The organism is Pseudomonas sp. TE4620, from assembly GCF_056279045.1.
Map to the genome: position 1 here is coordinate 4,234,335 of NZ_JBWBQO010000001.1, position 19,672 is coordinate 4,254,006.

The following is a 19,672-nucleotide window of genomic DNA, read 5'->3' on the forward strand; positions in this document are numbered from 1 at the left end:
TGAATTCCATTATCCGTAACACTTATCTATGGTACCACCTGAACATCCATACTCAATCCCTGGACCAGCAGAGAGACAACAGGACATCAGAAAAAACCAGAAACAACAAAGCCCGCACAAGGCAGGATTTGTTGGGTATTTCGTAGAGGCCTCAGACAGCTAGAAATCAGATATCTGGTGCGGAGACAGGAGTCGAATCTTGGCAATTCAGACCAGCAAATACTGAGGTTTAAAGAAAATAGTCGCCCAACGTATCCGTAAATCGAAAACTACCTGCCAGTGACCGCACCTGAGTCCTCGACGGTCAACACTGATACCTGTCTTTGATTACCCGATCATAGTAAGCACCAACTGAGCCTGCATTCATCAGGCCCTGATGCACCTCTGGCGGTACCCCGCAGAAATCGTATGTGCGACCCTGCTTGAATGTGATCTTCATTCTCCGCGTCGTAGCGTCGTAACCAACGGCAGCAATAGCGGATGATCTGACCTGGACCATTTGCATCGCGTATTCCCTCGCTCTTATGGTGGCCATGATGGCCAGCCCCGGCAGATACTAGGACACCTGATCGGCTCCCGTAACCTGAGCACCGACAGCCAGCACTAAGATAAGACTTCTGACCACCTTCAACTCCGGGCCCCTGCAAAATTTCTATTAGCACGGGGTCGGGAACCCGCGCCGCTTTGCTAGCGGCTGCCGGTTGACGATGGTTGACAGTTGACGAGGTTGACGGTGCCCGCAGCCAGCCACATCAACTATCATTTGCTCCTGGCCAAAGAAAAGCCCGGCTTTTAGCCGGGCCTCCTGTAACGCACTGCGGATCAAGCGTCCTTCACTTGCGCTGCAACCATGATTTCATTTTGACGCTTGGTCGCCTCAATCAGGACAGTGCTGTAGATACGCTTCTTCTCGTCAGATTTCGCATTGCGAATGAACTCAGCGAAGGGGCTTTTGACCTTCTCAGAACGTGACTTGAACGGGTTCATGGGTAGCTCCTAGGGCATTGCGTTCCCAATCGCGGCAACCAGCTGCTCGCGGGTGAAGCGCTCGGGGATATGGTAGTCAATCTTTTCGACCCCAGCCTTGTATAGGCGGTCCGAATTGTCGATGTGCTTCAGCAGGAGATCGACGTGGATGTCTTTTCCATACTCTAGCTTAAGCCTGTTCACGACGTCACGCGCCGCAAAATACTGCTCGACGAAATACTCCACGAGGATCCGCCGGCCTTCAGCCTGCTCTCGCGCTTTCACGAACTCCCAGGCCAGCAAGGGATTCTGGTAAACGTAGAGGATCTGGACATATCGTCCTTTGGCCAGGGACCTGTCGACATTTTGTCTCGCAACGTCGAGATTCGACAGAGTGCCGTCGAGCAAAAAAGACTGCCTTCTATCCAGCGCGAAGTCGAGAATTTTGGAAACAAGTATCGAGACGGCGCCTTGGAAAAGGTAGGCGTTCCCTCCCCTGTACTCAGGGAACTCACCTCTCAGTTCGTCTGGATCTATGCGCAGGATCGCAGAATTGGAGAAGAGGGTCACCAAGGCAATCGACGCCTCGGTCTTGCCTGCACCCGGAGATCCTGACATGAAAACCGAGACGGGCTCCTCTTCAGCCGGATAGATATCCACTGACGTCAAACGTCGTCCGATAGCCTTCTTGTTGCTCCTCGCGAAGCCTATCGCATCATCCCAAATCCGCTGCTCATCGGCCGTAAAGGGCATCCGTTGCATCCTCTGAGACAAGCTTCCCACTAGGGTTAGCGATTCAGCCGCCCCGAGAAGCAAAAAACCGCCCGAAGGCGGTTCATCAGCCCGATAGAGTAACTGAACACTATCGACAACTCTGGTGCCGGAGACAGGAATCGAACCTGCGACCTTCGCGTTACGAGTGCGCTGCTCTACCGACTGAGCTACACCGGCGTGGCGATAACGCTACCACTGCCGGATCGCTTACGCAAATCACTGTTTATTAACAGCAATTGCGTCTGTTTCAGAGGGCTTTGCAGCCTGCCGGGGCGAGGTCTTCGTTGAGGGTGCTGGTGCAGGCCCAGCCGCTTGCGGCGCGGGTCAGGGTGATGGTTTTGTCGGTGGCGATGGCCGGGGCGTCGATCAGGGTGCAGACGATGCTGCCCACGCCCGTGGCCGCGGTGCCGCTGGCGGCGATGGCGCAGTGGGCGGTGCGCTCCTGGCCGCCCAGGGCGGCGACGTTGGCGATGTCTTTGCCTTCGTTCAGGCGCAGGTCGAAGGCGGTCTTCAACGCAGAAATTTCTACCAGGGCCGCCGTGGCTTTGGTGCGGACCTGGCTGTTGGTGTAAATCGGTAAGGCGATGGTCGCCAGAATGCCGATGATCGCCACCACGATCATCAGTTCGATCAAGGTAATACCGCGTTGCCCTTTCATGGACACTCTCCCTCACAAAATCAGTTCATGCCGGCCGCAGTGGTGCGGCGCCAGCAGGCGCGCCAGTAGGCCCGAACAGACACCTTTTGTCACCCCGTGACGGTCATTCGGTCGCTCTGGCTCGACTACTCTAGTGGGCGGCGGGCAACCCTGCTCGCCACTCGGGGCCTGGAGCTGTTACCAGGCTTGTGCAAGGCAGCGCAACAAGGATGTGGCGATGACCGAAAGCAACCGGATGTACAGCTGGCAAGGCACTAACGCCCAGGGTGCCTTGATCAGCGGCCAGAGTGCGGCGCGCAGCCCGGCGTTGATCAGGGCGCAGTTGCGCCAGCGCGGGATTCGCCCGGGGCGTATCGCCAGTGTGCGCCAGCCACTGTGGCAATGGCGGCGGCCACTGGATGGCAAGGCGCTGAGCCAGTTCAGCCGCCAGCTGGCCACCTTGGTCAAGGCCGGGGTGGCGCTGTTGCAGGCGTTGGATGTAGTGGCCCAGAGCAGCACCAACCCGGCGCTGGCCAGCCTGCTGGGGGCGATCAAGGCCGATATCGCCGCTGGTAGCAGCCTGGCCACTGCGCTGCGCCGCCACCCGCAGTACTTCGATCGGCTGTACTGCAACCTGGTGGACGCCGGTGAGCAGTCCGGCAGCCTGGAGACGGTGCTGGCCCAGGTGGCGGCGCTGCAGGAGCAACGCCAGGCCCTGCGCATGCGGCTGAAAAAAGCCATGACCTATCCTCTGCTGGTGTTGCTGGTGGGCTTTGGAGTGTCGGCGTTGTTATTGCTGGAGGTGGGTGCCGCGCTTTCAGTCGTTGTTCGGCGGTTTTGGTGCCGAGCTGCCGGCGTTTACTCAACAGGTGATCAATTTGTCGCAGTGGTTGGGCGCGCACCTTGGGTGGCTGTTGATAACGTTTGGCGGCGCTTGTAGTGCGCTGGTTTGGGCTTATCGGCACAAGCTTGGGGTGCGTTTGTGGCTGGTGCGCGTGGCGCTGCGCTTGCCGGTGCTGGGCAGCCTGCTCCGGCACGCCGCCCTCGCCCGCTTTGCCCGCACCCTGTCGACCTCGTTTGCCGCCGGGGTGCCGCTGGTGGAGGCGCTGGGGCCGGTTGCCGGGGCCTGCGGCAATCCGTTGTATGAGCAGGCGGTGCACAAGGTGCGCGACGACCTTGCCAGTGGCCTGGCCTTGAACGTGGCGTTACGTATCAGCGGGCTGTTCCCGGCGCTGGTGGTGCAGATGTGCGCCATTGGCGAGACAGCCGGCACGCTGGACGATATGCTCGCCAGGATCGCCAGCCATTATGAACAGGCCATCGACCACCTGATCGACACCCTCACGGCCATGCTCGAGCCGTTGATCGTGCTGATCCTGGGGTTGCTGGTGGGCAGCCTGGTGATCGCCATGTACCTGCCAATCTTCCAGCTGGGCAATGTGATCTGACCATGAACCTGTTGAACACCCTGGCCAGCCAGCCACTGATGTACCTGAGCTTCGCCCTGTTGCTCGGGCTGATTGTCGGCAGTTTTCTCAATGTGCTGGTGCATCGCCTGCCGATCATGCTCGAACGCCAATGGCAGGCCGAGGCCCGTGAGGTGCTGGCGTTGCCCAGCGAGGCACAAGCGCCGCGCTTCGATCTGTTTTTACCGCCCTCGCAATGCCCGCATTGCGCCCACCGCATTCGCCCGTGGGAAAACATACCGGTGGTGAGTTACCTGGCCTTGCGCGGGCGCTGTTCCGCTTGCCAGGCGCGCATCAGCCCGCGCTACCCGCTGGTGGAGGTTGCCTGCGGGGCGCTGACGCTGTTTGCCGCCTGGCATCTGGGTTTTACCGCTGCGGCCCTGGCGCTGATGGTGCTGAGTTGGGGCCTGCTGGCCATGAGCTTGATCGATATCGAGCACCATCTGTTGCCCGATGCCCTGGTGCTGCCGTTGTTGTGGCTGGGGCTGATCGCCAATGCCTTTGAGCTGTTCGTGCCGCTGGAGGATGCCCTGTGGGGCACGGTGGCCGGTTACCTGAGCCTGTGGTCGGTGTTCTGGGTGTTCAAGCTGGTCACCGGCAAAGAGGGCATGGGCTATGGCGATTTCAAATTGCTGGCCATGCTTGGCGCCTGGGGCGGCTGGCAGATTTTGCCGCTGACCTTGCTGTTGTCGTCGCTGCTGGGGGCGGTGATCGGCCTGGTTATGCTGCGCCTGCAGCGCAAGCAGGCGAGCACGCCGATCCCCTTTGGTCCCTATCTGGCCATTGCGGGCTGGATCGCGCTGCTCTGGGGTGGTCAAATAACCACTTCCTATCTGAAATATTCCGGATTCTGATGACCACCGCTGCTTTCACCCCCTGGATTCTCGGCCTTACCGGCGGCATCGGCAGTGGCAAGAGCGCCGCCGCGCAGCGCTTTGTCGAGCTGGGTGTGCACCTGGTCGACGCCGACCAGGCCGCGCGCTGGGTGGTCGAGCCGGGCCGCCCGGCGCTGGCGAGTATCGTCGAGCGTTTCGGCCCGGGGGTGCTGCTCGAAGACGGCCAGCTCAACCGCGCGGCCCTGCGCGAGCTGATCTTCGCCGACCCGCAGCAACGGCTGTGGCTCGAAGCGCTGCTGCATCCGTTGATCGGCCAGGAGATCTTCAGCTACCTGGCCAAGGCCGAGTCGCCCTATGCGGTGTTTGTTTCGCCGTTGATGGTCGAGTCTGGCCAGTACAAACGCACCGACCGCCTACTGGTGATCGATGCGCCGCAGGCACTGCAGGTGCAACGCACCCTGCTGCGCGACCAGACCAGCACTGAGCAGGTGCAGGCCATCCTCAAGGCCCAGGCCAGCCGTGAACAACGCCTTAGCCACGCCCACGACGTGATCGTCAACGACCGCGACCTGGCCTGGCTGCATTCGGAGGTCGACCGCCTGCACCACTTTTACCTGACTTTGCGAGGAGGCCAAGCATGAGCCAACCAACGACCGTAGATTGCCCGACCTGTGGCGCCCCTGTGGAATGGAGCGCCGCCAGCGCGTTTAGGCCGTTCTGTTCCGACCGCTGCAAGCTGATCGACCTGGGTGCCTGGGCCTCGGAAGAGCACAAGATTCCGGTCGCTCCGGATGCCGAAGACGAGCTGTTCTCCGGCGAGCTCGACCCGCGTCACTGAGGCCTCAGCGCTCGGGGTCGTCATCCTTCCACGGGGCCTGCAGGTAGCGGGTCCGGTTGAAGGTCTCCAGCCACTCCGGGCAGAACACCACCAGGGCGCTGACCACCATGCCGTTGATGAAGGCTTCGGGGAAGATGATCAGCCACAGGTAGCCGATAAAGTCCTCGATCCACTCCGGCATGACGAACCGCCCGTCCATCCACAGCAACCCCAGCCCACCGAGCAGGCACAAGAGTGCCGACAGCGCCGCGGCAAAAAAGCCTGAACAGAAGATATAGACGAACAGGTTGCGCGGCTGGGCTCGCTCCACCAGGATCGCGCACACCTCGGTGACCAGCACCGGCAGGCCGATCAGCAGCAGGCCATTGACCCCCATCGCCGCCAGGTCCTGACGCCCCAGCGCCAGCAGGCCGAGCTGCGCCAGCAAGCCACCGACAATCGCCAGCGGCCAGTCCAGCAGCAGGGTGACGGCGGTCATGCCGATAAAGTGATACGACACCCCGGTGTCGAAGTCGCGGCGCACCAGCCACAGGGCAAACAAGGCGAACACCGTGCCAAACAGCAAGTGCTGGCGCCGGCTGTCAGCGAACAGTTCCAGCCAGCGGGTACGCGCCACCGCCCAGATCAGCACGGGTACGTAGGCGACCCAGGCGATGGTCAGGGTCTGGCTGGAAAGTACGGCGGCACTGATCACGGCAAATAACCCTTGTGCGAGTAAGGCAATAGACCTGGGGGCAGTCTACACCTCGGGGCTGGCTTGATCAGCCTCCGCCGGTGCTTTGGGCGCCTCGAACAGGCGGAACACCGCGCCTTCAACCAGCCAGTCTGCTGGCTGGCAACTCGGGTTGCGCTGCAGCTCGACCACGCTGACGGTGGTCGCCGACACCTGCACATCGGCCCAGGCGCCGTAGCAAGCGAACTCGTTCAGGGTCAGACGCAAGCGGTAATCGCCGGGCATGACGCTGAGTACCTTGGGGTTGAACTCGGCGTAGCTGCGCACGATTTCATCTTCTGCGCCGCGATGGTCGATGAGTTTGACGCTGTAGGGCGCTGAGTCGCCCTCCTTGAGCACTACATAGCGGCCATCCGGGGTGTCGTAGGGCACGGTAGGCGTCCAGAACAAAAAGCCCACGCCGTACACCACCAGGGCACAGACCACCGTGCCAGAACCGAATATGCCGCCCATCTTCACTACGCTCATGTTTCTTCCCTGATATTCACTGAGCCCACAACGGGTGCGCAGTCTAGGCGCTGGCCCGGCGTTGCAGCAATGGCTTGCAGACATTTCCTGCAAAGCTCAATTGAACGCTAAGCTTGTGCCCATGGACGACTCAGACTACTTGCGCCTGCTCACCATTCAGGCCGAACAAGCCAATGCGTTTCTATCCAATGCCCGTAAATGGGAACGTGAGCGTTGGGTCTGCCAGCGCCTGCTGCAAGGCCTGAATATTCCTTACCGCAGCGAAGATTTTGCCGCCGCCGGGCAAGAGCCGCCTGACGTGCTGTTTCGCGATGCCGCCTTCGAGGTGTTTTTTGTCCTCGATGAGGGCCGGCGCCTGAACGACGAGTGGCGCGAAGAGCTGCAGCGCCGGCGCAGTGCCTTTTCGTTGAGCCAGCTGGTGCGCCGCGAGGCCCGGCCACGGCGGATCAGCGCCCAGGAACTGCTGCAGCGCCTGGCGCCGACCCTGCGGAAAAAATCGCACAACTATCAGGAACGCGGCCTCGACCTGAGCGAGCTGGACATCATTGCCTTCGCCAGCCTCAAGCGCGAAGTGCTCGACCTCAATAGCCACTTCCCGCCACCCACCGAATACCTGCGCCAGGGCTGGCGCTCGTTGTCGCTGGTGGGCCCGACCTTCGCCCGGGTGCTGTTCGCCCACCCCGATGCGCCGGATTTCTTGCGTGGCAATCTGGGGCGCAGCATCGTTTTTGATGTCGGAATCAGCCTCTGAGCTGGCCCCCTGCCAAAGCCCGATGGCATAAATTCTGCGCCGGTGATACAAAGCGCAATCATTCGTTATAAAGACAGCCAAGTGACTGAAAGATGGGCGACCTTCGAGCAACTACAGTGAACACTGTAGCTTTCCCACAGTCACAAGCGTCTATCTGACGAGGCCCTCATGACCAGCCGCCTGAATCCCGATGACCAGCGTCGTGTCGATGAATACCTGCAAGCCCCTCAGCACCAAGTCGAGCGCAAGCCTTTCCGGCCCTGGCTGCTCCTTGTGCTGGTGGTGGCCGTAACGGTTGCGCTCGGCTTGTTGAGCCGCCTCTTGAGTCAACTGGTGCTATGAGCTGCCTTGCGCTCGCCCACAACGCCCGCCCCGTGCGGCCTACCACTCAAGACCCGAATTCCGTAAACCTTATGAGATATCTCCATGACTCACCGTATAGTGATTGTCGGCGGCGGCGCCGGCGGCCTGGAACTGGCGACCCGCCTGGGTAAGACCCTGGGCAAAAAGGGTAGCGCCAGCATTACCCTGGTCGACGCCAACCTGACGCACATCTGGAAGCCGCTGCTGCACGAAGTGGCGGCCGGCTCGCTCAACTCTTCCGAAGACGAACTGAACTACGTGGCCCAGGCCAAGTGGAATCACTTCCAGTTCCAGCTCGGGCGCATGAGCGGCCTGGACCGCGAAACCAAGCAGATCCAGCTGGCCGCGACCCTCGATGAAGACGGCCGCGAGCTGCTGCCTGCGCGCACCCTGGGCTATGACACCCTGGTGATCGCGGTGGGCAGCAACACCAACGACTTCGGCACCCTGGGCGCGGCGCAGCATTGCCTGTTCCTCGACACCCGCAAGCAGGCCGAGCGTTTCCACCAGCAGTTGCTCAACCATTACCTGCGTGCCCACGCAGGTGATCAGGCCCATGAAAAAATCAGCGTGGCCATCGTTGGTGCCGGTGCCACCGGTGTCGAGCTTGCCGCCGAGCTGCATCACGCGGCCCACGAGCTGGCGGCTTATGGCCTGGATCGTATCCAGCCAAAAGACATGCACATCACCCTGATCGAAGCCGGCCCGCGGGTGCTGCCAGCCCTGCCGGAGCGCATCAGCGTGCCGGTGCACAAGACCCTGGAAAAACTCGGTGTAACGGTGATGACCAACGCGGCGGTCAGCGAAGTGACGGCCGATGAGCTGCGCACCAGCAATGGCGAGGTGATTCAGGCCAGCCTCAAGGTGTGGGCGGCGGGTATTCGGGCGCCGGGGTTCCTCAAGGACATCGACGGCCTGGAAACCAACCGCATCAACCAGCTAGTGGTGCGCCCTACCCTGCAGACTACTCTGGACGACAACATTTTCGCCTTTGGCGACTGTGCTGCCTGCCCGCAACCGGGTAGCGACCGTAACGTGCCGCCACGGGCACAGGCTGCGCATCAGCAGGCGTCGTTGCTGGCCAAGGGGCTCAAGGCGCGCCTGGAAGGCAAGCCGTTACCGACTTATGCGTACCGGGATTACGGCTCGCTGGTGTCGCTGTCGCGCTTCTCGGCGGTGGGTAACCTGATGGGCAACCTGACCGGTAGCGTGATGCTCGAGGGCTGGTTGGCGCGGATGTTTTATGTGTCGCTGTATCGCATGCACCAGATGGCGCTGTATGGGACTTTCCGTACGCTGATGCTGATGCTCGGCAGCCGGATTGGTCGCGGGACTGAGCCGCGGTTGAAGCTGCACTGATTTTGTATTGGCTTTGAGGGCCTCATCGCGGGTCAAGTCGAGGCGTCGCACCGCCGCTCCCACAGGTATGGCGGTGTTTCTGTGGGAGCGGCGGTGCGGCGACCCGACTTGACCCGCGATGGCGTCGGCATTGTTTATTTCAGTACCCGATAAGTACTCTGCACAAAGCCGCTTTCAAAGGTGGTGCTGCGCATATGCTGCAGCGTCACGTCCTTCGCCAGGGCCCCAAACAGCGGGATGCCGCTGCCCAGCAACACCGGTATGCGGGTGATGGTCAGTTCATCCAGCCGGCCTTCGCGCAAAAAGCTCTGAATCACCTGCCCGCCATCGAGGTACAGGCCCTTGGCGCCTGTTTCATTCAGGTGCTCGACCAGGTCGGCGACCGGCCCCGGGTGCACTTCAACGCCATGCTGCATATCGGCCTGCTGCAAGGTGCTGCTCAGCACCACCACGCGCTTGTGCGGATACGGCCACTCGCCAAAGGTCAGGACCTTCTCGAAGGTGTTGCGGCCCATGACCAGGGTGTCGATGGTGGCCATGTACGCCGCATAGCCGTGATCGTCACTGGAGCTGGTGGCAACCATCAGCCAGTCCAGCTCACCGCTCTCACGGGCGATGAAGCCATCGAGGCTGGTGGCGATGTACACGGAGGTTTTCAGGGGCACGGCGCAACTCCTTTGCAGGAAATAGCCGGATAGTATCAGCCAGGGCGCAGAAACGAAAAAAGGGCACCTTTTGCAAGGTGCCCTTCTTTCTGAAGATGGTCGGGGTAAGGGGATTCGAACTCCTGACATCCTGCTCCCAAAGCAGGCGCGCTACCGGACTGCGCTATACCCCGGTAAAAAAAAAGGCTCCGATTAAGGTGCCTTTTTTATGGCTGGCTGCTAATGGCAAACCAACCTTTTAAGATTTGAACCCAGCGTACCGGATTCAAAAATGGTGGGTCGTGTAGGATTCGAACCTACGACCAATTGGTTAAAAGCCAACTGCTCTACCAACTGAGCTAACGACCCTAAGATGGTCGGGGTAAGGGGATTCGAACTCCTGACATCCTGCTCCCAAAGCAGGCGCGCTACCGGACTGCGCTATACCCCGGCTTGAAATTTGGCTCCGCGACCAGGACTCGAACCTGGGACCCAATGATTAACAGTCATTTGCTCTACCGACTGAGCTATCGCGGAACTATCAATTTCAATTACAACAGTGCTGCAATTTCGAGTGCTGTATCACTACCGCTTCGAACTCTTCGACCTTGTGCATCGCTGCGTTCATGTCTCTGAGGCGCGCTATTCTACAACCTTCAAAACCCTTGTCAACCCCTAATTTGCATTCAACTTACTGATTTGCAACTTTTTTTCAGATTCCCAATTTTGCCGGGAAGCTGCGGGGCGACATACAGCGGGGCGCACTTTACAAGCACTCGAGAAAAAATGCAAAGAAAAAAGGCCTCGAAATTCGAGGCCTTAGCGTAACCCGCCGAAAACTCAGGCGAAGACGATCTCTTCGCCCTCGACCTTCGCCGTGATGGCGCTGCCTGGCAGGAACTGGCCCGACAGGATCAACTGCGCCAACGGGTTCTCGATCCAGCGCTGGATCGCCCGTTTCAGCGGCCGTGCGCCATAGACCGGGTCGTAACCGACGGCGATCAGTTTATCCAGCGCCTCGGGGCTCAGCTCAAGGCTCAGCTCACGTTCGGCCAGACGGCTGCGCAGGCGGCCGAGCTGGATCTGGGTGATGCCGGCAATCTGCTCGCGACCCAGCGGTTCGAACACCACCACTTCGTCGATCCGGTTGATGAACTCCGGCCGGAAGTGCGAACCCACGGCATCCATCACCGCCGCACGCTGTGCTTCACGATCACCCACCAGTTCCTGGATCTGCGAAGAGCCCAGGTTGGAGGTCATGACGATCACGGTATTACGGAAATCCACCGTCCGCCCGTGGCTGTCAGTCAGGCGACCGTCTTCCAGCACCTGCAGCAAAACGTTGAACACATCAGGGTGGGCCTTCTCGACCTCGTCCAACAGCACCACCGCATAAGGTTTGCGCCGCACGGCTTCGGTCAGGTAGCCGCCCTCTTCATACCCTACGTAGCCTGGTGGTGCACCGATCAGGCGAGCCACGGAGTGTTTCTCCATGAACTCGGACATGTCGATGCGCACCATGGCCTCTTCAGTGTCGAAGAGAAACTCCGCCAGCGCCTTGCACAGCTCGGTTTTACCGACACCGGTCGGGCCGAGGAACAGGAAGGAGCCGCTCGGGCGGTTCGGGTCCGAAAGGCCGGCACGCGAACGGCGCACGGCGTTGGACACTGCCATCACGGCTTCTTCCTGGCCGATCACCCGCTCGTGCAGCAGGCTTTCCATCTTCAGCAGTTTTTCCCGCTCGCCTTCGAGCATCTTCGACACCGGGATGCCGGTCCACTTCGACACGACTTCGGCGATCTCTTCTTCAGTCACCTTGTTACGCAGCAACTGGTTTTCTGCCTTGCCGTGCTGGTCGACCATCTGCAGGCTGCGCTCCAGGTCCGGGATCACCCCGTACTGCAGCTCGGCCATGCGGCTGAGGTCGCCCTTGCGCCGGGCCGCTTCGAGCTCCTGACGCGATTGCTCGATTTTCTGCTGGATCTGCGCCGAGCCCTGTACTTCGGCTTTTTCCGAGGTCCAGATCTCTTCCAGGTCAGCGTACTCGCGCTCGAGCCGGGCGATCTCTTCGGTGAGTTTCTCCAGGCGTTTGAGCGCGGCCTCGTCGTCCTCTTTCTTCAGCGCCTGGGACTCAACCTTCAGTTGAATCAGGCGGCGCTCCAGGCGGTCGAGCACTTCCGGCTTGGAGTCGATCTCCATGCGGATGCGGCTGGCCGCTTCGTCGATCAAGTCGATGGCCTTGTCCGGCAGCTGCCGGTCAGTGATGTAGCGATGGCTGAGCTTGGCCGCGGCGATGATCGCGCCGTCGGTGATCGCCACCTTGTGGTGCACCTCGTAACGTTCTTTGAGGCCACGCAGGATGGCGATGGTGTCTTCTTCGCTCGGCTCTTCTACCAGCACCTTCTGGAAACGCCGCTCAAGCGCTGCGTCCTTTTCAATGTACTGGCGGTACTCGTTCAGCGTAGTGGCGCCGACGCAGTGCAGTTCACCACGGGCCAGGGCCGGCTTGAGCATGTTGCCGGCGTCCATCGAGCCTTCGCCTTTACCGGCGCCGACCATGGTGTGCAGCTCGTCGATGAACAGGATGATCTGCCCTTCCTGCTTGGACAGTTCGTTGAGCAAGCCTTTGAGGCGCTCTTCGAACTCACCGCGGAACTTGGCACCGGCGATCAGCGCGCCCATGTCCAGCGACAGCAGGCGCTTGCCTTTAAGGCCGTCCGGCACTTCACCATTAATGATGCGCTGGGCCAGGCCTTCGGCGATGGCGGTCTTACCGACGCCAGGCTCACCGATCAGCACCGGGTTGTTCTTGGTCCGGCGTTGCAGCACCTGGATGGTCCGGCGGATTTCATCGTCACGGCCGATCACCGGGTCAAGCTTGCCGTCTTCGGCGCGCTTGGTCAGGTCGACGGTGTATTTGTCCAGGGCCTGGCGCGACTCTTCGGCGTTGGGGTCATTGACCGCCTCGCCGCCGCGCAGGTTGCTGATGGCATTTTCCAGGGCCTTTTTGCTCACGCCCTGGCTGAGCAGCAACTTGCCAAGCTTGCTGTTCTCGTCCATGGCCGCCAGCAGCACAAGCTCGCTGGAGATGAACTGGTCGCCCTTCTGCTGGGCCAGGCGGTCGGCCTGGTTGAGCAGACGCGCCAGGTCCTGGGACATGTTGACGTCGCCGGTCGGGTTCTGGATTTTCGGCAGCTGGTCGAGCTCTTTGCTCAACGCCTTGCGCAGGCTGTTGACGTCAAAGCCGACCTGCATCAGCAACGGCTTGATCGAACCGCCCTGCTGATCGATCAGGGCCTGCACCAGGTGCGCAGGCTCGATGGCCGGATGGTCCATACCCACGGCCAGGGATTGGGAATCGGATAATGCTAATTGCAGCTTGCTGGTCAAACGGTCTATTCGCATGGGTTACCTTCCTTTATGGGCAGGTCGGAGCGATGGACACACCTGATGAAGAAAAACCTGCCAGAGATACCACTGTAGATAAGGGTGATTCTGGAAGATTCAAGCTAGGCGGGCTTGATCCAGGTCAGCGCGCTGCCAGCCAGACCAGCGAAGCGAAGCGGCCACCCTGCGGGGTGCGCCGATAAGAATAGAAGCGCGGGTCGCTGACGGTGCACAAGCCACCACCATAGACGGCATTGACGCCGCGCGCTGCAAGGCGAAGGCGGGCCAGCTGGTAGATATCGGCCATCAGCTTGCCGGGCTGGGCACCGGGCACGAAGGCCTGGGCAGTTTCCGGATGAACGGTCGTGAACGCGTCACGAACCTCAAGGCCGACTTCAAAGGCTTGCGGGCCAATCGCCGGGCCCAGCCACACCAGCACCTCTTCGGGCGGCAGTGCCAAGCGCTTCAGGGTCGCCTCCAGCACACCGTTGGCCAGCCCGCGCCAGCCCGCATGGGCGGCGGCTACGCGGGTGCCGGCGCGGTCGCAGAACAGCACCGGCAAGCAGTCGGCGGTCATGACCGTGCAGGCAATGCCGGGGGTATCGCTGTAGCTGGCATCAGCCTCGGCAATAACGCCAGGGTCGGCATCGGCTACAACTACGCCATGCACCTGCTTGAGCCAGGCTGGCTGGATGCCGAACTCGGCGGTCAGGCGCCGGCGGTTCTCGGCCACCGCTGCTGGCGCATCGCCAACATGGTCACCGAGGTTGAAACTTTCATAGGGCGGCAGGCTGACCCCGCCGCTGCGCGTAGTGACGCAGGCGCGCACCCGGGCTGGCGCAGGCCAGTCCGGGAACAGCAGCGCTTGCGTCAGCTCGCTCATCCGACGAACGCCTCGCGGTCCTGCTTGAGCAGCGACAGCAGCCAGACGAAGTCGTCCGGCAGCGCCGATTCCCAACCCATGCGCTCGCCGGTCACCGGGTGATCGAGCTCCAGGAAGCGTGCATGCAGGGCCTGGCGCGGGAAGGTCTTGAGCGCGTCGACCATGGTCAGGCTGGCCGCTGGCGGAATGCGGAAGCGCCCGCCGTAGACCGGGTCGCCGACCAACGGGAAGTTGACGTGGGCCATGTGCACGCGAATCTGGTGGGTACGCCCGGTTTCGAGCTTGACCCGCACGTGGGTGTGCGAGCGGAAGCGCTCCAGTACGCGATAGTGGCTGACCGCAGGCTTGCCGCCTTCGGTGACCGCCATGCGCTGGCGCTGACCGCCGTGGCGACCGATCGGCGCGTTGATCTTGCCGCCGGCCGTGACCACACCGATCACGATGCATTCATAGATGCGGCTGACGCTGCGGCTTTGCAACTGGGCAACCAGCTGGGTCTGCGCCTGGATGGTCTTGGCCACCACCATCAGACCGGTGGTGTCCTTGTCCAGGCGGTGGACGATACCGGCGCGCGGCACGTTGATGATGTCCGGCACGTGGTGCAGCAGGGCATTGAGCAGGGTGCCATCGGCGTGGCCCGCAGCCGGGTGGACCACAAGCCCGGCAGGCTTGTTGATCACCAGGATGTGGTCGTCTTCATAGACGATATCCAGCTCGATGTCCTGGGCCACCCACTCGCCCTGGGCTTCCTGCTCGGCATCGAGCGCCAGCAGCGCACCGCCGTGGACGATATCGCGCGGACGCAGGACAGCGCCATCGACCGTCAGGCGCCCCTCCTTGATCCAGGTGGACAGGCGCGAGCGCGAGTGCTCAGCGAACAATTGGGCGGCGACTTGGTCGAGGCGTTGCCCGCCCAATTCGGACGGCACCTCTGCGCGAAGTTGAATGATCTCGGACATGCTCGAATCAGCGGGCGGCACAGCCTTTGGTTTCGACTGCGCGCTTGTGGTTAAATACGACGTCTTTTGCCCCGAGGGTTGCATCGGGGTGCTCATCATAACAGGACGGCCACGCCCAAGACAGCGGCCGTCATAGGGACGCAAGCCGCCATGCAAGTGAAACACCTGCTGCTGATCGCCATCCTCGGACTGACCGCTGCTTGTTCTTCGAAGGAAGTCGTCGACGAAAACCTGAGCGAAGCCGAGCTGTACCAGCAGGCGCAGGCCGACCTGGACAACCACAGCTATACCAGCGCCACAAGCAAGCTGAAGGCTCTGGAATCGCGCTATCCGTTCGGCCGCTACGCCGACCAGGCCCAGCTCGAGCTGATCTACGCGAACTATAAAAACGCCGAACCGGAGGCTGCCAAGTCTGCCGCCGAGCGCTTCATTCGCTTGCATCCGCAGCATCCGAACGTCGACTACGCCTACTACCTCAAGGGTCTGACCTCGTTCGACCAGGACCGCGGCCTGCTGGCGCGCTTCCTGCCGCTGGACATGACCAAGCGTGACCCGGGCGCTGCCCGCGACTCGTACAACGAATTCGCCCAGCTGACCAGCCGCTTCCCCAACAGCCGCTATTCGCCTGACGCCAAGCAGCGCATGATCTACCTGCGCAACCTGCTGGCTTCCTACGAAATCCACGTGGCCGACTACTACCTGACCCGTCAGGCCTATGTCGCTGCCGCCAACCGTGGCCGCTATGTAGTAGAGAACTTCCAGGAAACCCCATCGGTCGGCGACGGCCTGGCGGTGATGACCGAAGCCTACATGCGTCTGCACCTGGACGAACTGGCGGCCACCAGCCTGGAAACCCTCAAGCTCAACTACCCGGACCACCCGAGCCTGGTCGATGGCCAGTTCGTGCCGCAGCAGAACGAAGCCGACAACCGCTCGTGGCTGTCCAAGGCCACCCTGGGCCTGATCAATACCGCCCCGCCGCTGCCGCCGGGTGAAACCCGTGCCAACCAGGACGTGGTGAAGCAGTACCAGGACGCCAAGGACGCGATCCCGCAAGAGCTGCTGCCTAAAGATGCCAACGGTGACGTCATCGAAGAAGAAAACCACGAAGCGGAAGGTAACAACGAAGACCGCTCCTGGTTCAGCTACATGACCTTCGGTGTGTTCGACTGAGCCATCGTGTAAAAGATAAAGGGAGGCCAAGGCCTCCCTTTTTTCATGCCCGAGCCCTAGACTGAAGGCTCTTCACTGACAAAGCTGGACACCATGGTTCGCCTACTTTTCTGGATTGCCCTGATTGCTGCTGCCTTCTGGTTGTGGCGCAAGTTCAAGGCCAGCAATGCTGCTGGGCAAAACAACAGCCTCGAAGACCCGCTGAAGATGGTCCGCTGCGCCCATTGCGGCGTGCATTTGCCCAGTGACCGGGCGCTGCATCGCGGGGCGCAGTGGTATTGCAGTCAGGCGCATCTGGAGCAGGGGCCTGGGGCGCAGCGCTGATTGCGCGGCGCCTGCATCGCGGGGCAAGCCCGCCCCTACCAGATTGTAGGAGCGGGCTTGCCCCGCGATGAGCCCTAAAGAGCAGCCACCCGCCCAGCCGGTGCATATGGCGCCGGATCAATGATTGGCTCACGCCCCAGCAACAAATCCGCAAACAACTGGCAGGACGCCGGCGCCAGCACCAGGCCATTGCGGTAATGCCCGCAGTTCAGCCACAGCCCGGCATAGCCCGGCACCTCGCCGATGTACGGAATGCCCTCAGGCGAACCCGGCCGCAGCCCCGCCCAATGGGCCACCGGGGTGGCGTCGGCCAGCGCCGGCAGCAACTCCACCGCCGATGCCTTGAGGCTTTCCAACGCTTCGTCGGTCGGGGTCTTGTCGTAACCGGCATGCTCCAGGGTACTGCCCACCAGAATATGCCCGTCGCGCCGCGGGATCGCATAACGCCCCTTGGCCAGCACCATGCTCGGCAAAAAGTCTTCGGCGCACTTGTACAGGATCATCTGCCCTTTCACCGGCTCCACCGGCAGCTCCAGGCCCAATGGCCGCAGTAAGTCGCCGCTCCAGGCGCCAGCCGTCAGCACCACGCGATCGGCCGGAATCGGCCCGGCTGCAGTCTCGACCCCGGTGATGTGCTCGCCCTCACGGCTGAAGCCGGTGATTTCGCACTGCTCGCGAATGCTCACGTTCGGCAGCGCCAGCAAGGCGGCCTTGAGTGATTTGACCAGGCGTGGGTTACGCACGTTGGCAACCCCGGCCATATAGATGGCGCGGCGGAAACCGCCACCCAGCACCGGCACCGCGTCATAGGCCGCCGAGATATCCACAGCACTTAGCGGCCGTCCTTCGCGCTTGGCCCAGGCCAGGGCTTCGGCTTCGTCGTCGAGGTCCAGCCAGTACAGGCCGGTGGTGTGCACTTCAGGGTCAACCCCGGTGCTGGCGAACAGGCGCTCGCCCAGCTGTGGATAAAAATCCTGCGACCAATGCGCCAGGGCCGTTACCGCCGGGCTATAGCGCCACGGGTACAGCGGCGAGACGATGCCGCCGCCAGCCCAGGAAGACTCCTGGCCGAGCGCGCCACGGTCACACAGCACCACCTGCTCGACCTCGGCCGCCAGGTTGAACGCTGTCAGCAGGCCGATTACCCCGCCACCGACAATCACTACTTGCTTGGTCATGTATTGATCCAACGTCTGAAGTAAACCTCAGCCACCCCAACAGCCGCGGCCGCCATCAACGGCGCCGGGATTGCGGCGCACACCGGCCTGGTCGAGTTCGAAATCGGCGCAGCGGTCACTGTTCATCAAACCACCGCCAATGCGCCGGGCGGTAAGGGTGAATGACGTCGAAAGACGAACGGCCTGCAGCCGGTAGTGCTCGGTCCCGGGCGCCAATGGGGTGACCAGGGCTTCGCTGTCGGCGTACTGGCCGCTGCGGGCATAGTGACGTTCGAGCAGTTGCGCGCTTTCGAACAGCAACCCGGCGATTTCCGTGCGTGCGGCCTTGCGGACCTGTTCGCTGTAGCTGGGATAGGCAATGCCCGCCAGAATGCCGACCACGGCGACGACAAGCAACAGTTCAATCAGGCTCAAACCTTTCTGCAGGGTGGACATAAGTCGAACTCCTAGTGAAGCTGGCGCCAGAGAATGCGCCTGGGTGGCTGGGCGCCCTCTTCTACAGCCTGTGCATAAACGCTTTCGAGCACGCTGCGCCCTACCCCGGCGTGGCTGACGGCGGTGATCCGGTACAAGGTAACGGACAGGTTGGCAGGCCAGTGCGCGGCGTGGGTACTCTGGCCAAGGTTCTGTACCAGGTGGAAGCCGCTGGCGCCGCCTTGCCAGCTCAGGCCGGAGGTCGGCCCTTCGCCGCGGTAGACGCCAGGCGCCCGCACCCGTGCAGCTTCCGGCGGCGGTAAACAGTACGAGCATGGCAGCACGCCGACGACGGTCGACTCTCCCAGCAGCAAGGCCTGCTCCGCCTGCTCGAGGCCGTGCAAGGCTGCTTGCAGGTTGCCGGCCATGCGCCCCTGCAAGGTGGCACTGACCATCGCCGAGACGCCGAGCAAAGCCAACAGCCCCAGCAGCACCAGGCTGACCAGCAGGACCACCCCACGCTGGCTGCCGGGCCTAGCCATTGCGCAGGGCCACTGTCAGTTGATACTGCTGCGGCCTTACCCGCGCCAGCGGGTCAAGCAAGGTCAGGCTCAGGCGCAGTCCGGCGATGCGGGTGGCACTCCGGCTGATAATGTCGACGCGCAGCTCACCTAGGTTGTCGATCAGCGGCGCATAACTGGCGCCGCTGCCGAGCATCAGGCTGGTGCCATCAACGCGATAGGTCTGGCGTCGTATCGGTATCGCGAAGTGCCCGGCCGGCGCCGCCTGGACATCGAGATAGACCCGCGCCTGGCTTATGCAATCGGTGACCAGCGTCCAGTTCGGCCGCCCACCGGCGCCAGCGACTTCGGCGCTGATCAGGCTCAATTGCTGCAATTGGCCGTCCGCTGCGCGGATTACCTCCAGCGGTTGGGCAAACGCCTGTGCCGAGGACGGGTTCACATGGCTGATTGCATCCGCACGCAAGCAGCCGAACATGCCGCTCATGCGAATATCCTGGGCCATGCGCTGCAACGCCAGGCGCGCGTCTTCCTGCAGTTGTGCGGCGATGCCCTGAGCCTGCCAGTTCGAAGTGGCCGCCAGAAACAAGCGGCTGACACCGAGCAGCAGCACCAAGCCGAGGCTGAGGGCCAGCAACACTTCGACCAGGCCGACGCCGGCTTGCCGGGTCATCGGCCTGGCCCTGCGTTGATGCGCGCTTGTTCGAGCGCGCCATGCTGCAGATACGCCGCCTGAGTACTGTGCAAAGCACTGTCGGTGGCCTGCAGCGCCCGTACCTGCGCAGCCGCTGCAGCAAACACACCCAGCCCCAGCACCAGCATGGCCAGCAGCACTTCGAGCAAGCTCATTCCTTGTTGCCGTCCGCCATCCATGGCGCCATCCCTCCTGCGACTTTTCCCCAGCCCTTTGCCAACCCGGCCGACTGGACGCTGTTGTCCGCCGGCCTGACTCTATAGAAGCACTTCCAGGGAGGAATGCACGGTGAAGCAACAGGGCG

23 protein-coding genes, 5 tRNA genes and 1 pseudogene are annotated in these 19,672 nt (G+C 62.0%); 9 read left to right on the top strand and 20 right to left on the bottom strand.

What is annotated here, in order from left to right; translation table 11 throughout:
- Nucleotides 1-304 precede the first annotated feature (304 nt).
- The 5 genes from ACZ9A3_RS19575 to ACZ9A3_RS19595 form a co-directional block, all read right to left on the bottom strand.
- Nucleotides 305-535: a KTSC domain-containing protein gene (locus tag ACZ9A3_RS19575; protein ID WP_476253034.1), complete on the bottom strand. Its 231-nt coding sequence runs from the start codon at nucleotides 533-535 to the stop codon at nucleotides 305-307.
- 287 nt (nucleotides 536-822) lie between these two features.
- Nucleotides 823-987 (bottom strand): hypothetical protein, encoded by a 165-nt coding sequence (locus tag ACZ9A3_RS19580; protein WP_476253035.1) that lies wholly within the window; start codon nucleotides 985-987, stop codon nucleotides 823-825.
- Between the two features lie 9 nt (nucleotides 988-996).
- Nucleotides 997-1,719 (bottom strand): zeta toxin family protein, encoded by a 723-nt coding sequence (locus ACZ9A3_RS19585; protein WP_476253036.1) that lies wholly within the window; start codon nucleotides 1,717-1,719, stop codon nucleotides 997-999.
- 122 nt (nucleotides 1,720-1,841) lie between these two features.
- Nucleotides 1,842-1,917 (bottom strand) — tRNA-Thr (locus tag ACZ9A3_RS19590).
- A 70-nt stretch (nucleotides 1,918-1,987) separates the two neighbouring features.
- A complete protein-coding gene (locus ACZ9A3_RS19595) occupies nucleotides 1,988-2,398 on the bottom strand; it encodes a pilin (RefSeq protein ID WP_093379440.1) in 411 nt (136 codons plus the stop codon).
- A gap of 217 nt (nucleotides 2,399-2,615) precedes the next feature.
- Here ACZ9A3_RS19595 and ACZ9A3_RS19600 point away from each other — a divergent pair.
- The 4 genes and pseudogenes from ACZ9A3_RS19600 (at nucleotide 2,616) to yacG (ending at nucleotide 5,517) form a co-directional block, all read left to right on the top strand.
- Nucleotides 2,616-3,825, top strand: a pseudogene (locus tag ACZ9A3_RS19600) (type II secretion system F family protein).
- Nucleotides 3,826-3,827: 2 nt separating this feature from the next.
- Nucleotides 3,828-4,697, top strand: coding sequence for a prepilin peptidase (locus ACZ9A3_RS19605; RefSeq protein ID WP_476253037.1), 870 nt, complete (start codon nucleotides 3,828-3,830; stop codon nucleotides 4,695-4,697).
- The gene (gene coaE, locus ACZ9A3_RS19610) at nucleotides 4,697-5,320 is read left to right on the top strand and encodes a dephospho-CoA kinase (protein ID WP_045200827.1); all 624 of its coding nucleotides are present in this window, start codon (nucleotides 4,697-4,699) and stop codon (nucleotides 5,318-5,320) included. Before ACZ9A3_RS19605 ends, coaE begins: the two co-directional genes overlap by 1 nt.
- Nucleotides 5,317-5,517 (top strand): DNA gyrase inhibitor YacG, encoded by a 201-nt coding sequence (gene yacG, locus ACZ9A3_RS19615; RefSeq protein ID WP_045200825.1) that lies wholly within the window; start codon nucleotides 5,317-5,319, stop codon nucleotides 5,515-5,517. Before coaE ends, yacG begins: the two co-directional genes overlap by 4 nt.
- Before the next feature lie 4 nt (nucleotides 5,518-5,521).
- Here yacG and ACZ9A3_RS19620 read toward each other — a convergent pair whose 3' ends face one another.
- Together ACZ9A3_RS19620 and ACZ9A3_RS19625 are read right to left on the bottom strand one after the other, a co-directional pair.
- Entirely contained in the window at nucleotides 5,522-6,211 is a 690-nt protein-coding gene (locus tag ACZ9A3_RS19620; protein ID WP_045200823.1) for an energy-coupling factor ABC transporter permease, read from the bottom strand.
- A 45-nt stretch (nucleotides 6,212-6,256) separates the two neighbouring features.
- Nucleotides 6,257-6,718, bottom strand: a complete 462-nt coding sequence (locus ACZ9A3_RS19625) for a hypothetical protein (RefSeq protein WP_213603237.1) — start codon at nucleotides 6,716-6,718, stop codon at nucleotides 6,257-6,259.
- A 121-nt stretch (nucleotides 6,719-6,839) separates the two neighbouring features.
- On the opposite strand from ACZ9A3_RS19625, the gene ACZ9A3_RS19630 reads away from it, so the two are divergent.
- From ACZ9A3_RS19630 to ACZ9A3_RS19640, 3 genes are all read left to right on the top strand, one after another.
- Complete coding sequence (locus tag ACZ9A3_RS19630; RefSeq protein ID WP_010220617.1) at nucleotides 6,840-7,469, top strand: DUF1780 domain-containing protein; 630 nt, start codon at nucleotides 6,840-6,842, stop codon at nucleotides 7,467-7,469.
- Nucleotides 7,470-7,637: 168 nt separating this feature from the next.
- A complete protein-coding gene (locus ACZ9A3_RS19635; RefSeq protein WP_045200819.1) occupies nucleotides 7,638-7,811 on the top strand; it encodes a DUF3094 family protein in 174 nt (57 codons plus the stop codon).
- A gap of 84 nt (nucleotides 7,812-7,895) precedes the next feature.
- Nucleotides 7,896-9,191 (top strand): NAD(P)/FAD-dependent oxidoreductase, encoded by a 1,296-nt coding sequence (locus ACZ9A3_RS19640; protein ID WP_045200816.1) that lies wholly within the window; start codon nucleotides 7,896-7,898, stop codon nucleotides 9,189-9,191.
- A 134-nt stretch (nucleotides 9,192-9,325) separates the two neighbouring features.
- Here the strand turns inward: ACZ9A3_RS19640 and ACZ9A3_RS19645 are convergent, their stop codons facing one another.
- The 8 genes from ACZ9A3_RS19645 to rluD all read right to left on the bottom strand — a co-directional run bounded on the left by ACZ9A3_RS19645 (nucleotide 9,326) and on the right by rluD (nucleotide 15,064).
- Complete coding sequence (locus ACZ9A3_RS19645; protein WP_093379425.1) at nucleotides 9,326-9,856, bottom strand: dihydrofolate reductase family protein; 531 nt, start codon at nucleotides 9,854-9,856, stop codon at nucleotides 9,326-9,328.
- Nucleotides 9,857-9,952: 96 nt separating this feature from the next.
- A tRNA-Pro gene (locus tag ACZ9A3_RS19650) sits at nucleotides 9,953-10,029 on the bottom strand.
- Between the two features lie 99 nt (nucleotides 10,030-10,128).
- Nucleotides 10,129-10,204: transfer RNA gene (locus tag ACZ9A3_RS19655), tRNA-Lys, on the bottom strand.
- Nucleotides 10,205-10,209: 5 nt separating this feature from the next.
- Nucleotides 10,210-10,286 (bottom strand) — tRNA-Pro (locus tag ACZ9A3_RS19660).
- Nucleotides 10,287-10,296: 10 nt separating this feature from the next.
- Nucleotides 10,297-10,372: transfer RNA gene (locus ACZ9A3_RS19665), tRNA-Asn, on the bottom strand.
- Between the two features lie 303 nt (nucleotides 10,373-10,675).
- Complete coding sequence (gene clpB, locus ACZ9A3_RS19670; protein WP_476253038.1) at nucleotides 10,676-13,240, bottom strand: ATP-dependent chaperone ClpB; 2,565 nt, start codon at nucleotides 13,238-13,240, stop codon at nucleotides 10,676-10,678.
- A 124-nt stretch (nucleotides 13,241-13,364) separates the two neighbouring features.
- On the bottom strand, nucleotides 13,365-14,105 hold the full coding sequence (pgeF, locus tag ACZ9A3_RS19675) for a peptidoglycan editing factor PgeF (RefSeq protein WP_213603235.1): 741 nt from the start codon (nucleotides 14,103-14,105) through the stop codon (nucleotides 13,365-13,367).
- Entirely contained in the window at nucleotides 14,102-15,064 is a 963-nt protein-coding gene (gene rluD, locus ACZ9A3_RS19680) for a 23S rRNA pseudouridine(1911/1915/1917) synthase RluD (protein WP_038998723.1), read from the bottom strand. The genes pgeF and rluD overlap by 4 nt, the downstream gene beginning before the upstream one ends.
- A gap of 150 nt (nucleotides 15,065-15,214) precedes the next feature.
- Here rluD and ACZ9A3_RS19685 point away from each other — a divergent pair, with 150 nt between their 5' ends.
- Together ACZ9A3_RS19685 and ACZ9A3_RS19690 are read left to right on the top strand one after the other, a co-directional pair.
- A complete protein-coding gene (locus ACZ9A3_RS19685; protein ID WP_045200810.1) occupies nucleotides 15,215-16,237 on the top strand; it encodes an outer membrane protein assembly factor BamD in 1,023 nt (340 codons plus the stop codon).
- A 93-nt stretch (nucleotides 16,238-16,330) separates the two neighbouring features.
- Entirely contained in the window at nucleotides 16,331-16,561 is a 231-nt protein-coding gene (locus tag ACZ9A3_RS19690; protein ID WP_038998721.1) for a PP0621 family protein, read from the top strand.
- A 74-nt stretch (nucleotides 16,562-16,635) separates the two neighbouring features.
- Here the strand turns inward: ACZ9A3_RS19690 and thiO are convergent, their stop codons facing one another.
- The 5 genes from thiO to ACZ9A3_RS19715 are packed head-to-tail and all read right to left on the bottom strand — an operon-like array spanning nucleotide 16,636 to nucleotide 19,547.
- Nucleotides 16,636-17,739, bottom strand: coding sequence for a glycine oxidase ThiO (gene thiO, locus ACZ9A3_RS19695; protein WP_476253039.1), 1,104 nt, complete (start codon nucleotides 17,737-17,739; stop codon nucleotides 16,636-16,638).
- Nucleotides 17,740-17,766: 27 nt separating this feature from the next.
- Nucleotides 17,767-18,165 (bottom strand): type IV pilin protein, encoded by a 399-nt coding sequence (locus ACZ9A3_RS19700; protein ID WP_093387269.1) that lies wholly within the window; start codon nucleotides 18,163-18,165, stop codon nucleotides 17,767-17,769.
- Nucleotides 18,166-18,185: 20 nt separating this feature from the next.
- Entirely contained in the window at nucleotides 18,186-18,695 is a 510-nt protein-coding gene (locus tag ACZ9A3_RS19705) for a pilus assembly protein PilX (RefSeq protein ID WP_213603231.1), read from the bottom strand.
- Nucleotides 18,688-19,347: a PilW family protein gene (locus tag ACZ9A3_RS19710; RefSeq protein WP_476253040.1), complete on the bottom strand. Its 660-nt coding sequence runs from the start codon at nucleotides 19,345-19,347 to the stop codon at nucleotides 18,688-18,690. Before ACZ9A3_RS19710 ends, ACZ9A3_RS19705 begins: the two co-directional genes overlap by 8 nt.
- The gene (locus ACZ9A3_RS19715; RefSeq protein WP_045200800.1) at nucleotides 19,344-19,547 is read right to left on the bottom strand and encodes a type IV pilus modification PilV family protein; all 204 of its coding nucleotides are present in this window, start codon (nucleotides 19,545-19,547) and stop codon (nucleotides 19,344-19,346) included. Before ACZ9A3_RS19715 ends, ACZ9A3_RS19710 begins: the two co-directional genes overlap by 4 nt.
- Between the last annotated feature and the right edge of the window lie 125 nt (nucleotides 19,548-19,672).

What these genes read in the sequence shown, in the direction of transcription:
- ACZ9A3_RS19575 (WP_476253034.1), bottom strand. Translation starts at nt 535, where the DNA reads ATGGCCACCATAAGAGCGAGGGAATACGCGATGCAAATGGTCCAGGTC.
- ACZ9A3_RS19580 (WP_476253035.1), bottom strand. Translation starts at nt 987, where the DNA reads ATGAACCCGTTCAAGTCACGTTCTGAGAAGGTCAAAAGCCCCTTCGCT.
- ACZ9A3_RS19585 (WP_476253036.1), bottom strand. Translation starts at nt 1,719, where the DNA reads ATGCCCTTTACGGCCGATGAGCAGCGGATTTGGGATGATGCGATAGGC.
- ACZ9A3_RS19595 (WP_093379440.1), bottom strand. Translation starts at nt 2,398, where the DNA reads ATGAAAGGGCAACGCGGTATTACCTTGATCGAACTGATGATCGTGGTG.
- ACZ9A3_RS19605 (WP_476253037.1), top strand. Translation starts at nt 3,828, where the DNA reads ATGAACCTGTTGAACACCCTGGCCAGCCAGCCACTGATGTACCTGAGC.
- coaE (WP_045200827.1), top strand. Translation starts at nt 4,697, where the DNA reads ATGACCACCGCTGCTTTCACCCCCTGGATTCTCGGCCTTACCGGCGGC.
- yacG (WP_045200825.1), top strand. Translation starts at nt 5,317, where the DNA reads ATGAGCCAACCAACGACCGTAGATTGCCCGACCTGTGGCGCCCCTGTG.
- ACZ9A3_RS19625 (WP_213603237.1), bottom strand. Translation starts at nt 6,718, where the DNA reads ATGAGCGTAGTGAAGATGGGCGGCATATTCGGTTCTGGCACGGTGGTC.
- ACZ9A3_RS19630 (WP_010220617.1), top strand. Translation starts at nt 6,840, where the DNA reads ATGGACGACTCAGACTACTTGCGCCTGCTCACCATTCAGGCCGAACAA.
- ACZ9A3_RS19635 (WP_045200819.1), top strand. Translation starts at nt 7,638, where the DNA reads ATGACCAGCCGCCTGAATCCCGATGACCAGCGTCGTGTCGATGAATAC.
- ACZ9A3_RS19640 (WP_045200816.1), top strand. Translation starts at nt 7,896, where the DNA reads ATGACTCACCGTATAGTGATTGTCGGCGGCGGCGCCGGCGGCCTGGAA.
- clpB (WP_476253038.1), bottom strand. Translation starts at nt 13,240, where the DNA reads ATGCGAATAGACCGTTTGACCAGCAAGCTGCAATTAGCATTATCCGAT.
- pgeF (WP_213603235.1), bottom strand. Translation starts at nt 14,105, where the DNA reads ATGAGCGAGCTGACGCAAGCGCTGCTGTTCCCGGACTGGCCTGCGCCA.
- rluD (WP_038998723.1), bottom strand. Translation starts at nt 15,064, where the DNA reads ATGTCCGAGATCATTCAACTTCGCGCAGAGGTGCCGTCCGAATTGGGC.
- ACZ9A3_RS19685 (WP_045200810.1), top strand. Translation starts at nt 15,215, where the DNA reads ATGCAAGTGAAACACCTGCTGCTGATCGCCATCCTCGGACTGACCGCT.
- ACZ9A3_RS19690 (WP_038998721.1), top strand. Translation starts at nt 16,331, where the DNA reads ATGGTTCGCCTACTTTTCTGGATTGCCCTGATTGCTGCTGCCTTCTGG.
- thiO (WP_476253039.1), bottom strand. Translation starts at nt 17,739, where the DNA reads ATGACCAAGCAAGTAGTGATTGTCGGTGGCGGGGTAATCGGCCTGCTG.
- ACZ9A3_RS19705 (WP_213603231.1), bottom strand. Translation starts at nt 18,695, where the DNA reads ATGGCTAGGCCCGGCAGCCAGCGTGGGGTGGTCCTGCTGGTCAGCCTG.
- ACZ9A3_RS19710 (WP_476253040.1), bottom strand. Translation starts at nt 19,347, where the DNA reads ATGACCCGGCAAGCCGGCGTCGGCCTGGTCGAAGTGTTGCTGGCCCTC.
- ACZ9A3_RS19715 (WP_045200800.1), bottom strand. Translation starts at nt 19,547, where the DNA reads ATGGATGGCGGACGGCAACAAGGAATGAGCTTGCTCGAAGTGCTGCTG.